A 13,342-nucleotide genomic window follows, 5' to 3' on the forward strand; every position below is an offset into this window, starting at 1 on the left:
ATGGCAGATAAAGAGAGTGAAAACAAAGCGTTACTTGAACCTTTTCTGTCGGTGACCAAAAACAGCGGTGAAGTTATTCAGCTTCATCCCAATAAGAACAATACTGTTCAGCCCGTCGCTTTGATGCGTCTGGGACTGTTTGTCCCGACACTGAAATCAACGGCGCGCGGAAAGTCAGGTGCGATGGCTTCCACCGATGCGACTAAAGAGCTTAAAAACCTGTCGCTGGTGAAAGCAGAGGGTTACGAGAAGATTACCATTACCGGCGCGAGGCTGGATATGGATAACGATTTCAAAACCTGGGCCGGGATCATTCAGTCTTTTTCCCGTTACCCTACTCAGGGCGATACCGTTACCCTGCCCTTTATCGATTTCGTTAAGATGTGCGGCATTCCCTCAGCCAACTCCTCAGCGGCGTTACGTAAGCGGCTGGACGCCTCGCTGCGTCGCATCGCCACCAATACCCTCTCTTTTGAGGGCAACGGCAAGGCTTACCATACGCACCTGGTGCAGTCAGCCTATTACGATCGGGAAAAAGATGTGGTGCGCATTCAGGCCGATCCCAAGCTGTTTGAGCTCTATAACTTTGACCATAAAGTTCTGCTGCAGCTCAGGGCGATATCACGGCTTAAGCGCAAAGAGTCTGCGCAGGCGCTCTATACCTTTCTTGAGAGCCTGCCGACCAATCCTGCGCCTATCTCGCTGGCGCGCCTGCGTATGCGCCTGAACCTTGGCTCAAAAACCACGACGCAGAACCACGTTGTGCGACGTGCGATGGAGCAGCTAAAGGAGATTGGCTATCTTGATTACTCCGAGGTTAAACGAGGTCGCTCGGTGTTTTTTATCATCCATAGTCGCACGCCAAAACTCGATGGAATCAGTACGCTGGAGAGTATCGACTCTCTCGACGAGATCGATTTTGATGAGTCATAGGTATCATTCACTGTAATCGGTATGCTGCCTGCGGCACTGTTACTTTCATGGAAAACGTGACAGTCGCCGCTACTGCATTGGCGTTCACTGTAGTTGGCTTTTCGTAGCGTTCACTGTAGTGGGTGCTGTTCACTGTAGTTAGTAAATACAAGCTCATGCGCTGCCTTCCTGTCTTTCTCATCTTTTAAAATATCATGTTAAAACAATTATTTAAACGGTAAGTTTGCGCTTACTAACATCCATTGCCTCTTTCTTGCTATCTTAAGAATGCTGTCTACACTGATTACAGTGAATATTCTCTGGCGCAGCTCTGGGCTCTGTTTCTGCTGTCTACAGTGAATGGTTTTAAAAGAGTGGGTTACTGATCACAGTGAATAAAATTCTTTAACCATCTGAATTTCATATTTAAATTTTTGCTTTGCCCTGCGGTGGTTTCCATCTTACTGACTACAGTGAACATTAGCGTGTATGGCGCAGAGAAACGTGACAGGGTTAGACTCCGTACTGATTACAGTGAACATATGCAGGATAGCGAGATGATTTTGCGGGTTATCTGAGCGTTATTGCCCATTACAGTGAACCTTCCGTCTCACACGGTGAGACCAATAGCTCCGAGATACAGCTTATCTACTCGGTTCTGACTATAGTGAACACTGTGATTCCCTTTGATTGACCCTCCGTCTGTTGTCATTTGCTGACTACAGTGAATCTTTCTCGCTTCTCCTCCACGGTATGCATTTCTGCCTGCATTCTATTAGTGCTGACGCGTATTCCTTTCGCCGGTTACAGCGCCATTTACTGAATACAGTGAATGTTAGTGCCCTGCTCAGTCCGCTATTCTGCTCGTTGCTGATTACAGTGAATCCTTGCCGCGTAATGGTTCTGACATCCCTGCTCGCGCTTTAATACGACGTTCGTTACTGATTACAGTGAATGTTTGAGCTCCTTACTGATTACAGTGAATGTTCAGCTGATTACAGTGAACGTTTCTGCATTGAAATCCTCAACGTGTGATTTTCGGACGCAGATACTGATTACAGTGAATGTTACGACATCATATCGCGTCCCTGCCCTCTTCTGCTGACTACAGTGAATGCTTTCAGAGGCAACAGCTGATTACAGTGAATGTTTTGCAGGGTAATACCGACATAAGAAAGCCAGAAGCGTGCCGTTGCTTCAGGCTGTGCCCGATTGCTGATTACAGTGAACGAACGTCTGATTACAGTGAATGTTTTGGTTGTAAATTTAACATCTCAACCATCCGCTGCTGATTACAGTGAATCTTTAAAACAACTCCTTATCCTGGCAGCCAAATTTGGAGCCTCCTTTATTTCGGTATGAAAGATATTTTCTTGCCCGACATGCAGGATTTATGTATAAAGTCACAAATCCTACATGTGTGGAGCAAGTATGGCTAACGACGAAAAGCAGGTGCTGAAGGTCGCACAACGGTCTGAGAGAATGCTGCTAAGCCTGACAGAACAGATTCAGGCGCAGAAAGAAGAGCTGCATGAGAATACTTTTTACCAGGTTTACGCCAAAGCTGCGCTGGCTAAACTGCCCAAGCTGACGCGCGCCAGCGTTGACTATGCTGTCAATGAGATGGAAGAAAGCGGCTACCAGTTTGACAAGCGCGCAGCGGGTAGTTCGACCAAGTACGCCATGTCGATTGAAAATATCATCGATATCTATCACCACCGCGGCGTGCCTAAGTATCGCGATCGCCATCCAGAAGCCTATACGATCTTTGTTGGTAACCTTAAAGGCGGCGTATCTAAAACGGTTTCGACCGTCTCTCTTGCCCATGCGCTGCGAGCGCATCCACATCTGCTTTTTGAAGATTTGCGCATTCTGGTTATCGACCTCGATCCCCAGTCTTCTGCGACGATGTTCCTCAACCACGAACGCTCAGTGGGTATTGTCGAAGCGACAGCCGCACAGGCGATGCTGCAAAACGTCAGTCGTGAAGAGCTAATAAAAGAATTTATCGTGCCGTCTATTATCCCTGGCGTTGATGTATTGCCGGCGTCCATTGACGACGCCTTTATCGCTTCTCGCTGGGACGAACTCTGCGCCGAACATCTTTCCGGACAGAATGTGCATGCGGTGCTGTATGAAAACGTCATCGCTAAACTGAAGAAAGATTATGACTTCATCTTTATCGACAGCGGCCCGCATCTGGATGCGTTTTTGAAAAACGCTATTGCGGCGTCCGATCTGCTGATGACGCCCGTGCCGCCTGCGCAGGTCGATTTCCACTCTACCCTGAAGTATCTGACGCGCCTTCCTGAACTGATCGATATCATCGAACAGTCCGGTGCACCCTGCCGCTTACAGGGCAATATCGGCTTTATGTCCAAGCTGTCAAATAAGGCGGATCACAAACTCTGCCACAGCCTGGCGAAAGAGATATTCGGCGGCGATATGCTGGATGCCGCTCTGCCGCGCCTTGACGGGTTTGAGCGCTGCGGCGAATCCTTTGACACCGTTATTTCAGCCAACCCCTCTACCTACGTCGGCAGCAGCGAAGCGTTAAAAAACGCGCGTTCAGCTGCGGAAGATTTTGCGAAAGCGGTTTTTGACCGTATTGAATTTATTCGCCTGAACTGAGGTCGCTATGAGTGCAAAAAGAATTACTATCGGCAGAACCTTCAGCCAGACGCCTGTACAGGCTGAAGCGTCAACAGATACGCCAACACAAACCTTTGTTCTTTCTACCGGCAAGCGCGCCGTGTTTCGTCTTGAGCGTATTGAGGCCAGGGAGATTGAAGATAAAACTTTTGTGGTGATGGAAACTAACGGACGCGATCAGGCTGGGTTGACGCCCGATTCGCTGCGCGACATTATCCGCACCATTAAACTGCAGCAGTTCTTCCCGGCCATTGGCGTAAAGCGGGACGGGCGCATAGAAATCCTGGACGGTTCGCGCCGTCGCGCTGCCGCGCTCTATTGTAAAACCGGGCTGGATATTCTGGTTTCTGAAACCGCGATCACCACTGAAGAAGCGCGTCGGCTGGCACAGGATATTCAGACCGCGCGCGAGCATAACCTGCGCGAAGTTGGCCTGCGTCTGCTGACGTTGAAAAACGGCGGCCTGTCGCAAAAAGAGATCGCGGAGAGTCAGGGCCTGTCGCAGGCGAAAGTGACGCGAGCTTTGCAGGCGGCTAGCGTGCCGACAGAGCTGATTTCACTTTTTCCCAACCATTCCGAACTGACCTATCCTGATTACAAGGCGCTGCTGATGGCCGCCGATAAACTTTCCGCAACAGGACAGCCGATTGAGCGGCTCATCGAAACCGTTTCTATGGATGTGGATAGTATCTGCGCCCGCGAAGGGCTGGCGGAAGATGAGGTGAAAAACCATATCCTTCGTCTGGTGCGTAACGGCAGTCAGACGCTGATGGAAGTCCCCGCAAAAGAGAAACCTGTCTCAGAAAACCTCTGGAACTTTGCGGATAAGGATCGTTTTGCCCGGAAGAAAATTCGCGGCCGCATGTTCAGCTACGAGTTTAACCGACAGTCCAGAGAGCTGCAGGAAGAACTGGACAAAGTGATTGCCGAAACGTTACGCAAATATCTGGGCGACCAGTAAGCTTCTGCATCCGGGTAAATCTCTACCCGGATGTGTTTTATCCCCCTCTTCCCGCCTCTCTGTTCGCCATCAGTATTTCAAAGCTAACCTACTGTTTTTGCGATTTTTACAAAAAGATTTCAGGCTGAAATCGCCAGAATTTCAATCTGTTTTAAAGGCAAAAGCTATCAGGCAAAGCGCTAGCTATAAAAGGCGCAAAATCTCTCGCTATACTCTGCCCGTGCTGAAAACTAAACAACCTTCTCCAGTGCAATTTCACAATTAACTTATTGAATAAAAACATTTTTTAATCAGAATTTCAGGCTGAAATCGCCAGGGTTTGGCGATAAGTGAGGAGATGATTGCCCTGAGGTCAGGGCAATAACACGTTATTTCTTATCTGATGACCAGGTGGCCGATCGCACATCTACTTTAACCGGCAGCAGCTTCACACGGTAAAAGGTATCCGCCAGCGTTTGCTGTTGCAAAAACACGCTGTCGGACATGCGTTCCGCACCATAAGGCAGACGTGTCAGCGTGGTGCGCCAGATCGCTTTATCCAGGCCAGTGGACTGCGCCAGAATCGCGGCTGCCTGATCCTGATGCTCATTAGCCCAGCGGCTTAAAGTACTTAGCTCCTCGAGCACTTTTTTGGCCGTATCAGGCTGGCTATCGGCAAATTTCCGGCTGGCGAGATAAAAGGTGTAATGTGGCACCAGTCCCTCCGCATTGCGCACCTGACGCGCGCCAGTGCTGGCTTCAACTTCCGCGAGATAGGGATCCCAAATCACCCAGGCATCCACCGCGCCTTTCTGAAAAGCGGCGCGCGCATCGGCTGGCGGCAGATAAACCGGCGTAATATCTTTATAGGTCAGCCCCGCTTCTTCAAGCGCAGCGATAAGCAGATAGTTAACGTCTGAGCCTTTATTCAGCGCCACACGTTTCCCTTTAAGGTCTTTAACGCTGTGAATAGCAGATGAGGAAGGCACTACAATTGCTTCGGTTTTCGGATTCGCAGGCGAATGTCCCAGGTAAACCAGATCGGCTTTTGCCGCCTGAGCAAATGCGGGCGGCGCATCGCCGGTGGCCGCCAGGTCGATGCTACCTACATTCAGTCCTTCAAGCATTTGCGGTCCGGCGGGAAACTCGACCCAGCGAACGGCGATATCCTCTTTTTTGAAGGCGGCGTCGAGCGTGCCGCGATATTTAAGCAGGGCAAAGATATTCGCTTTCTGATAGCCGATATTTACCTGTTCAGGTGCCGCGTGACTGGCGGCAGTCAGGGCACAGGCCACTATTGCCAGCGTTAATCCATTTCTTTTCATCTGTTGCTCTCCGTTTTTTTCGCTAACTTAGCAAATAGCGGATATAACCAATAAATAACCAATTGCATTGACTTATGCTGCGAGAGAATAGTTAGCACGTTAATAATTTGTAGTAATAATCAAAGAGCATTCCGTCAGGCCTTCTGCCAGGATACGGCCAAAAATGCCTGTCTGAGGTCCATTCACCGTATGAAGTGGTTTTCAAAAAGCGCGCTACTCTTTTCCAGCAAAACCTGCCTGGCCGCCTTCTTAGCGCTCTTTATCGCATTAGAACTCAACCTTGATAAACCTGCCTGGTCACTGACCACCGTCTATGTCGCTTCACAACTTTATTCCGCCTCCACTATCTCAAAATCTGTTTTCCGGTTTTTAGGCACGCTGCTGGGCGGGCTGTTCGTATTGCTGATCTATCCCGCCACGGTACAGGACCCGATGCTGTTCAGCCTCTGCATCTCACTATGGGTCGCGCTCTGTCTCTACCTGTCGCTGCACGACCGCACGCCCAAAAGTTATGTCTTTATGCTGGCGGGATATAGCGCGGCGATTATGGGCTTTCCTGACGTCACCGCTCCGGCTGACATCACCTATACCGTTATCTCGCGCGTGGAGGAGATTAGCGTCGCTATCCTCTGTAGCAGTCTGGTGCATCGGCTCATCATGCCGGTTTCGATGAGCAGCATGCTGGAGCAGAGCGTCAGCAACTGGTATCAAAACGCCAGAAAGCTCTGCGCCGAGCTGATTACAGTGATGCCTAAGGAGAAGTCGCTGGAACGGGAAGATATCCTTGTCCAGATGGCGAACTACCCGCTGAATGTTGAGACCCTGATTACCCATTGCGTTTATGAAGGCGAAGCGGCTCGACGGCTAATTCGGCTGGTCAGTGTGCAGTATCAGCATCTCTCCTATTTAATTCCCACGCTTACGGCGATTGAGGCGCGCCTCAGCCTGCTGGCGGAACAGCAGATACGTTTTCCAGAGCATGTCGCGCAGACGTTTCAGCAGTTTTTGCGCTGGCTGAACAGCGCCGAGCACGGTGTCGAAACGCAGGCGATTAAGGAAAGGCTGGCGGTAGCGCAGCAGCAGCTCAAGGCGGAGTGGGAAAGCGGCGAGCTGCCGGTTGAGGAGAGCATCCTGCTCGCCGGTCTGCTGGAAAGGCTGCTGAATTTCGTGCGTATTGCAGAGGCCTACCAGACGGTGGGCGAGCGCGTCAGCGATCTGACGCCGAGCGTGAAACCTGGCAAGGTGGCGCGCAGCCATAAACATGTCGATAAAGGCATGCTGCTGCTTTCCTGCCTGACCGCTTTTCTCGCCACCTTCCTGACCTGTCTGTTCTGGATAGGCAGCGGCTGGGTGGATGGCGCCACTGCCCCCATGATGGCGGCGGTTCTTTGCTCCTTCTTTGCTGCCATGGACAGTCCGCTCGCGCCGATGAAGATTTTTCTCAAGGGCGTGGTGGTGGCGATCGTCATCAGCATGCTTTACACCACCTTGCTGATACCGGAAGCGACCTCCTTTGAAGCGCTGGTGCTCTGCCTGGCGCCAGGGCTGATGGCGTTGGGATTGGTGATCGCTAATCCCTCCACCAATCTGATCGGCTTGATTGTGGCGACGCAGATCCCTGGCCTGATCGGAATGAGTCATCACTTTAAACCCAACCTGCTGCTTATAGTGAATGCCTCCCTCTCTACCCTCAGCGGCATTGCGGCAGCGGTAATGGTTACCGCAGTGATCCGCAACAAACGGCCTGCCTGGACTGCTAAACGTGCGCTGCGCAAAGGATTGAAAGAGCTGCTGCAGTTTATCAATGCGGTTGAGCTCAACAGCGCTTCGCTGCTGATGCGTCAGCAGTTTGTGGCGCGCACGCTGGACAAGGTTAACGTTATCCTTCCTCGTAAGCGTATCGACAACGATGCCGAACTGGCGGCGGGCGGCAATCTGATTACCGAAGCCTGGCTGGGCGCCAACTGCTATGACTTCTACGTCCGTCATCAGCCACTGCTGGCCGAGCAGCAGATTAGCAGCGACCCGTTATTCGGCGAGCTACGGCTGTTTCTTAAAGGCCGTATCAGGGTGTTACAGACGCCGCCGCATCAGGCGCTGCTGGATGAGCTGGACAGGCTGGTGCTGGCGCTGGAAACTCTGGCGCAACACGATAGTCGCTTTTATGCGCCGTTGTTGTATCTGTTCAACGTACGGCTCTCGCTGTTTCCTCAGGCCCGGTGGCCACAGCAGACGTAATCCATTCCCGGAAAATAACCACAGCCACATCCGTGGCTGTTTTTTTGTGCTAAAGCGCATCCGCATGGCAATAAAGCCGCGCCAGCGCGGCCTGTTATCAGGCATGCTATAACAATCATCATCTGAAGAAGCGAGGCGTAATGTGAAAACGATCGGCTTAATCGGCGGCATGTCATGGGAATCGACGGCGCTCTATTACCGCATTTTGAATGAAGAGGTTAAGCTTGCCCTGGGTGGCCTGCATTCGGCGCGCGTGGTGCTTTACAGCCTGGACTTCGACGAGATAGAGAAGTTGCAAAGAGCGGGACGATGGGACGAAGCCGGCCTGATGCTGGCGCAAGCTGCGCAGGCGCTTTCGCGTGCGGGCGCTGACTTTCTGGTGCTGGCGACCAACACCATGCATAAAGTTGCCTCTCAGATTGAACAGGCTGTAGCGATCCCTCTGCTGCATATCGCCGATGCGACTGCGCAACGCATTCATGATGAAGGATTAAAAAAGGTCGGGCTGCTAGCCACGCGCTTTACCATGGAGGAGGCTTTTTACCGTGGACGGCTCACGGATAAATGGGGGCTGGAAGTTATAACGCCAGAGAAGAATGATCGCGATTTTGTTCATCAGGTGATCTATCAGGAGCTGTGTCAGGGAGTGATCAATCCCGAATCGCGGGCGCGGTTTCGCGAGATAATGGCCACACTTGCCGCGCAGGGTGCTGAAGGGATTATCCTCGGCTGTACCGAGATCACCATGCTGGTTACAGTGAACGATGCCAGCGTGCCGCTGTTTGATACTACACAAATTCATGCGCAATGGGCTGTTCATCAGGCATTAAAAGAAGAGTGATCAAGATCGCACTTTTTGTTAGTCAGGTAATAGTAACTATGGTTATTATAACACCCATCGAAGGCATGTTGCCTTGCACTAACAAAAGAAGGATTTTGACCATGAAAAATGTAAAAACTCTCGCTATTGCTACCGTCGCCGCACTTTCTATGATCTCATTCGGCAGCTTTGCCGCACAAAGCATCTCTGCGCACGGCAGCACGCTGGACAGCGCTGAAGCCCATATCGCCGCGCAAGCGCAGGCTGAAGGCGCCTCAGGCTATAAAATTACCAGCGCCCGCGCCGATAACGGCGTCTACATGACCGCTGAACTCTATAAATAACGGATGGTCGTACAGGGACGTGCCAGAAAAGGCTGCCGCAAGGCAGCTTTTTTGTTGTCCTGCGTTAACCGCTGACGCGCCATTAATAGGGCGAGCGGGTAGGGCGCACCACAATCTCGCTCACATCGACATCGTCAGGCTGCTCGATGGCGAAGCGGACGGCGCGACCAATCGCCGCCGGCTGGAGCGCGATAGATCGATAGTCATCCATCAGCGCGGCGGCGGCGGGGTCGGTAATGGTAGAGGCGAGTTCGCTTTCCACTACGCCAGGGTGAATACAGGTTACGCGCAGCTGCGTATTCTCCTGACGCAAACCGTCTGAGATCGCCCGCACGGCAAACTTGGTCGCGCAGTAAACGGCGGCGGTGGGCGAGACGCTCAGCGCGCCGATAGAGGCGATATTGATGATATGGCCCGCTTCACGCGCCAGCATCGGCGGCAGCACGGCGGCAATGCCGTACAGCACTCCTTTAATATTGACGTCAATCATCTGATCCCACTCATCAACCTTCAGGGATGCCAGCGGCGACAGCGGCATCACGCCCGCATTGTTAACCATCACGTCGATCCGTCCCCATTTTTCCAGCGCGACTTCGGCAAACTGCTGCACGGAAGCGCGCGAGGTGACATCGAGCGCGGCGACGGCGACTTCTGCACCTTGCTGCTTAAGCTCCGCCGCCAGCGTCTCTAAGCGATCGACGCGGCGTGCGCCCAACAGCAGAGTTGCGCCGCTCGCCGCCAGCTCACGTGCGATGCCTGCGCCTATGCCGCTTGAGGCGCCGGTGATTAAGATCACTTTATTGCTCATGGTTTCGCTCCTGTCGTTAAGTGTCTGGCGATCTTATGCCTGCTGCTTTATAAAGAGAATCCATCCATTCCTTACCTGACTGGTAACAGAGGCTAACCAATGATGCTGGACAAAAACGCGCTGGAGGTTTTCGTCACCCTGGCGCAAACGCGCAATTTTCGCGTGGCGGCAGAGAAGCTGGGCGTGACGCGACCGGCAGTGAGTCAGGCGTTAAGGCGGCTGGAGGATCGGCTGCAGATATCGCTTATCCGTCGCACTACGCGCAGCCTTAGCCTTACCGAAGCGGGGGAAAGGCTCTACGCCGAGGCAGCGCCGGCTATTTCGCAGCTCAATCAGGCGGTAGTGGACGTCAGCGCGCTGGCGGGCGAGCCGCGAGGGCTGCTGCGGCTCGCCGTCTCTTCTATTGCCGAACGCTTTATCAACGGCGAGCTGCTGGCGTCGTTTCTCAGCCGCTATCCGCATATCGAGCTGGATATTTCAGTAACTGACGAAGAGTTCGATATTGTGGCGCAGGGCTATGACGCTGGCGTCCGGCTGGGAGAAATAATCGCGCAGGATATGATTGCGGTACCTGTCTCGCTGCGTCAGCGGCAGATCGCCGTCGCCTCACCCGATTATCTGGCGCGCTGCGGCACGCCGCGCCATCCCCATGAGTTGCTGCAGCACTGCTGCATCGGCTGGCGACGCGAGCCGGGCGTGGCCCCCTATCGCTGGGAATTTGCGGAAGAGGGCAGGGAGTTCGATGTGGCGGTTAACGCGCGGCTTAATACCAATGACATGGGAGTCATGATCCGCACCGCCTGCGCGGGCGGCGGCATCGCATTCGGCATGGAGGAGACCTATCGGCCCTATATCGCGCGCGGCGAGCTGGTGCCGCTGCTGGCGGACTATCTGCCGACCTTCGCCGGGTTCTATCTCTATTTCCCCAGCCGAAAAAATCTGGCGCCCAAGCTACGGGCGCTCATCGATCATATGAAGATCTGAGCGGCGGTTCAGCGCGACGCGACGCGCGTTACCGCGACTCCTTGTTCCTCTAGCTGCGCCAGCGCCTCGGCGTTCAGTCCGCTATCGGTAATCACCTGCGCGACCCGATAGCCCGACGACAGCGGATAGGGATGGATCTGCCCGAACTTCGAGGCGTCCGTCAGCGCCCAGGTCGGCACATTCTTCGCCAGTACCGCATCCACCACATCGCAGCGCAGCATATTGCGGCCGGTAAAACCGGTTTCCGCCTGCCAGCCGTCAACGCCGATAAAGGCTTTATGGAAGTGTATTTGCTGAATGCAGTAGCGCGTCAGCGGGCCGACCATCGACTGGCTACTCTTTTGCAACAGCCCGCCTGGCACGATCACGTCGCACGCCGCGTCTTTCAGCAGGTGCGCGATGAAATGGCTGACGGTTATTACCGTAATGTCGGCGCGATCGGCCAGCAGGCGCGCCAGCAGCGCATTGGTGCTGCCGCCCTCGATAAAAACCGCCTCGCCGGCGTCTATCAGGCCTGCGGCGTGGCTGGCGAGCGCCTGTTTGAGTTCGTAACGCGTATGCATACGTATGCCGACGTCATCGCTGTCCAGCGCCATCGCGGAGCCATGAACGCGGCGCAAGAAATGGTCGCGCTCCAGCAGGTTGAGATCCTGACGGACGGTGACTTCGGAAACGCCGGTCAGCTGGGCCAGTTCGGTGACCGTCACGCTGCCGCGCGTGTTAACAAGTTGAATAATCTGTTGATGACGAGCGTTCATGCGAGCCGTTTAGTGGAAAAGGGTGGCGCCAGTGTAGCAGAGAGAGGCCGCGCAGGGGACGCTGCGCGGCAATGATCAGGCCAGACCGAGCGCGCGGCGGCCGTTGTCGTTGAGATCGTCGAACGTGAAGCGATCGCGCCAGCCCGTTTCGTAATCCTCAGGCGGGAAATCTGCGGGCGACCGGCCGAGCGCCAGCGCTTCGGCGACCTCCTGCGCGCAGGCGCGGTTTTTGGCGCACATCGGCGCGGCGGGAATATACATCACGTTTCCCCAGCCCTGTTGATTTTCCACCGGCGCGACGGAATGGATGACGTCGCAGTGCCACCATACCGAATCGCCCGCTTCCAGCGGCGGGATAGAGCTGAGGCCGTTAATCAGCAGCGGATGCCACTTCTCGCTGACGGGCAGCACCTTGCCGGGCGCGACGCCGCACAGCTCGTCGTCCGGCACGTCGTCGAGCAGCGGACGCAGCAGAATATAGGCCATCGCCTCCGGCACTGGCACGACATGCAGCAGACCCTGTCCGGCGAGCATATCCGACAGTGCGGTCCAGCCCTGAAATGTGCGAAACGCGGAGCATTTGGTGGTGTCGGGCACGTCATATTCATTCACCTCGGTGCGCCACGCCGCGTCCCAGGGATCGTAAGCCTCTATATCGCCACGGAAGACGGCGGCGAACACCTGCTGATAAGCGGGCAGCAGCCAGCGCTCCAGCGCGCCGGAATCAGTATGCGCGCCCAGCCCTTTCGAGGTGGTGCCCGGCGGACGACGACGGATGCGGTCGGGATAAATAATGCTGACGTCAGGATCGAACCATTGCTTGCCCTGTGAAGAGAAACGCCACAGACGATTCAGGAAAGACTGCACCTGCGTGGTGGCGTCGCTCTGACGCGCCTGCATTTGCGCCTGCGACCAGTAAATAGGGAAAATTTCCGGACGTGACGCTTCGAGGCTGCCAAAGAAATTATCGCCGGGGCCGCGATACTGCGCGTCGAAGTCATTCAGATCGAGATAATCCAGCAGGGATTGATCCCACGCCAGCGCCTGCTCGCGAGGAAACTGCTGCTTTACCACTACACAGCCGCGTCGTTTAATGCGCGCCAGGGTTTCATTCGAAACCTCTCCCTGGGCGATAGCTTGCTGCGTTACGGTCGGCCACGCCGTACCGTAACGTTGCTCTTCCTCTTTCGCTTCCGCAATCGCGCTTTCGATGCGCTGGCTGACGCGGGCAAAAAGCGCCTCGACATCGCCGATTTGCTCACGAAGCTGCTGTTTAAAGGTGCGAATCGCTACGCTGATGTCGTCGGGCAACGGCGTAGCCTGTGTGTGTAGGGCCATTTTGGCCTCCGTAGGCTGGTAACTGTTTTTCATTTGTAATAAAATTGTGTTTCGTTCGTAAGTTTAAGCAGAGCAGTTATGATTAGGCAACCCCCAGTTTCGTGATCGTCTGCACACTGTGTCAGGAAAGCTCCGAAAGCCCTGAACATTCTTATTATTAGAATTCTCATTAATCCACACTGCGGGTAAGCTTTACCCATTGAGTGGGCATCACTGAAACAAC

11 protein-coding genes are annotated in these 13,342 nt (G+C 54.0%); 7 read left to right on the plus strand and 4 right to left on the minus strand.

Features of this window, described 5'->3' with window-relative positions; genetic code table 11:
- The 3 genes from PVE98_RS19880 (at nt 1) to PVE98_RS19890 (ending at nt 4,525) form a co-directional block, all read left to right on the plus strand.
- On the plus strand, nt 1–933 hold the full coding sequence (locus PVE98_RS19880; RefSeq protein ID WP_033748239.1) for a RepB family plasmid replication initiator protein: 933 nt from the start codon (nt 1–3) through the stop codon (nt 931–933).
- A 1,410-nt stretch (nt 934–2,343) separates the two neighbouring features.
- Nucleotides 2,344–3,543, plus strand: coding sequence for an AAA family ATPase (locus tag PVE98_RS19885; RefSeq protein WP_048781090.1), 1,200 nt, complete (start codon nt 2,344–2,346; stop codon nt 3,541–3,543).
- A gap of 7 nt (nt 3,544–3,550) precedes the next feature.
- On the plus strand, nt 3,551–4,525 hold the full coding sequence (locus PVE98_RS19890; RefSeq protein WP_096074164.1) for a ParB family protein: 975 nt from the start codon (nt 3,551–3,553) through the stop codon (nt 4,523–4,525).
- A gap of 368 nt (nt 4,526–4,893) precedes the next feature.
- Here the strand turns inward: PVE98_RS19890 and PVE98_RS19895 are convergent, their stop codons facing one another.
- Nucleotides 4,894–5,829 (minus strand): sulfonate ABC transporter substrate-binding protein, encoded by a 936-nt coding sequence (locus PVE98_RS19895; RefSeq protein WP_096074163.1) that lies wholly within the window; start codon nt 5,827–5,829, stop codon nt 4,894–4,896.
- Nucleotides 5,830–6,018: 189 nt separating this feature from the next.
- Here PVE98_RS19895 and PVE98_RS19900 point away from each other — a divergent pair, with 189 nt between their 5' ends.
- The 3 genes from PVE98_RS19900 to PVE98_RS19910 all read left to right on the plus strand — a co-directional run bounded on the left by PVE98_RS19900 (nt 6,019) and on the right by PVE98_RS19910 (nt 9,231).
- The gene (locus PVE98_RS19900; RefSeq protein ID WP_313619134.1) at nt 6,019–8,067 is read left to right on the plus strand and encodes an FUSC family protein; all 2,049 of its coding nucleotides are present in this window, start codon (nt 6,019–6,021) and stop codon (nt 8,065–8,067) included.
- 142 nt (nt 8,068–8,209) lie between these two features.
- Complete coding sequence (locus tag PVE98_RS19905) at nt 8,210–8,908, plus strand: aspartate/glutamate racemase family protein (protein WP_096074161.1); 699 nt, start codon at nt 8,210–8,212, stop codon at nt 8,906–8,908.
- 101 nt (nt 8,909–9,009) lie between these two features.
- A complete protein-coding gene (locus tag PVE98_RS19910; RefSeq protein ID WP_096074160.1) occupies nt 9,010–9,231 on the plus strand; it encodes a YdgH/BhsA/McbA-like domain containing protein in 222 nt (73 codons plus the stop codon).
- Nucleotides 9,232–9,313: 82 nt separating this feature from the next.
- Here the strand turns inward: PVE98_RS19910 and PVE98_RS19915 are convergent, their stop codons facing one another.
- Nucleotides 9,314–10,039 (minus strand): SDR family oxidoreductase, encoded by a 726-nt coding sequence (locus tag PVE98_RS19915; protein WP_096074159.1) that lies wholly within the window; start codon nt 10,037–10,039, stop codon nt 9,314–9,316.
- A gap of 99 nt (nt 10,040–10,138) precedes the next feature.
- On the opposite strand from PVE98_RS19915, the gene PVE98_RS19920 reads away from it, so the two are divergent.
- A complete protein-coding gene (locus PVE98_RS19920) occupies nt 10,139–11,023 on the plus strand; it encodes a LysR family transcriptional regulator (RefSeq protein WP_096074158.1) in 885 nt (294 codons plus the stop codon).
- An 8-nt stretch (nt 11,024–11,031) separates the two neighbouring features.
- Here the strand turns inward: PVE98_RS19920 and PVE98_RS19925 are convergent, their stop codons facing one another.
- Both PVE98_RS19925 and PVE98_RS19930 read right to left on the minus strand, forming a co-directional pair.
- The gene (locus tag PVE98_RS19925) at nt 11,032–11,781 is read right to left on the minus strand and encodes a DNA-binding transcriptional regulator YciT (RefSeq protein WP_096074157.1); all 750 of its coding nucleotides are present in this window, start codon (nt 11,779–11,781) and stop codon (nt 11,032–11,034) included.
- A 75-nt stretch (nt 11,782–11,856) separates the two neighbouring features.
- Nucleotides 11,857–13,119, minus strand: a complete 1,263-nt coding sequence (locus PVE98_RS19930; RefSeq protein ID WP_096074156.1) for a DUF1479 domain-containing protein — start codon at nt 13,117–13,119, stop codon at nt 11,857–11,859.
- Between the last annotated feature and the right edge of the window lie 223 nt (nt 13,120–13,342).

This window comes from Pantoea sp. GABEPS69, from assembly GCF_045780835.1.
Classification (GTDB): Bacteria; Pseudomonadota; Gammaproteobacteria; order Enterobacterales; family Enterobacteriaceae; genus Pantoea; species Pantoea septica.

What these genes read in the sequence shown, in the direction of transcription:
- PVE98_RS19925 (WP_096074157.1), bottom strand. Translation starts at nt 11,781, where the DNA reads ATGAACGCTCGTCATCAACAGATTATTCAACTTGTTAACACGCGCGGC.
- PVE98_RS19910 (WP_096074160.1), top strand. Translation starts at nt 9,010, where the DNA reads ATGAAAAATGTAAAAACTCTCGCTATTGCTACCGTCGCCGCACTTTCT.
- PVE98_RS19900 (WP_313619134.1), top strand. Translation starts at nt 6,019, where the DNA reads ATGAAGTGGTTTTCAAAAAGCGCGCTACTCTTTTCCAGCAAAACCTGC.
- PVE98_RS19920 (WP_096074158.1), top strand. Translation starts at nt 10,139, where the DNA reads ATGATGCTGGACAAAAACGCGCTGGAGGTTTTCGTCACCCTGGCGCAA.
- PVE98_RS19885 (WP_048781090.1), top strand. Translation starts at nt 2,344, where the DNA reads ATGGCTAACGACGAAAAGCAGGTGCTGAAGGTCGCACAACGGTCTGAG.
- PVE98_RS19895 (WP_096074163.1), bottom strand. Translation starts at nt 5,829, where the DNA reads ATGAAAAGAAATGGATTAACGCTGGCAATAGTGGCCTGTGCCCTGACT.
- PVE98_RS19930 (WP_096074156.1), bottom strand. Translation starts at nt 13,119, where the DNA reads ATGGCCCTACACACACAGGCTACGCCGTTGCCCGACGACATCAGCGTA.
- PVE98_RS19890 (WP_096074164.1), top strand. Translation starts at nt 3,551, where the DNA reads ATGAGTGCAAAAAGAATTACTATCGGCAGAACCTTCAGCCAGACGCCT.
- PVE98_RS19915 (WP_096074159.1), bottom strand. Translation starts at nt 10,039, where the DNA reads ATGAGCAATAAAGTGATCTTAATCACCGGCGCCTCAAGCGGCATAGGC.
- PVE98_RS19880 (WP_033748239.1), top strand. Translation starts at nt 1, where the DNA reads ATGGCAGATAAAGAGAGTGAAAACAAAGCGTTACTTGAACCTTTTCTG.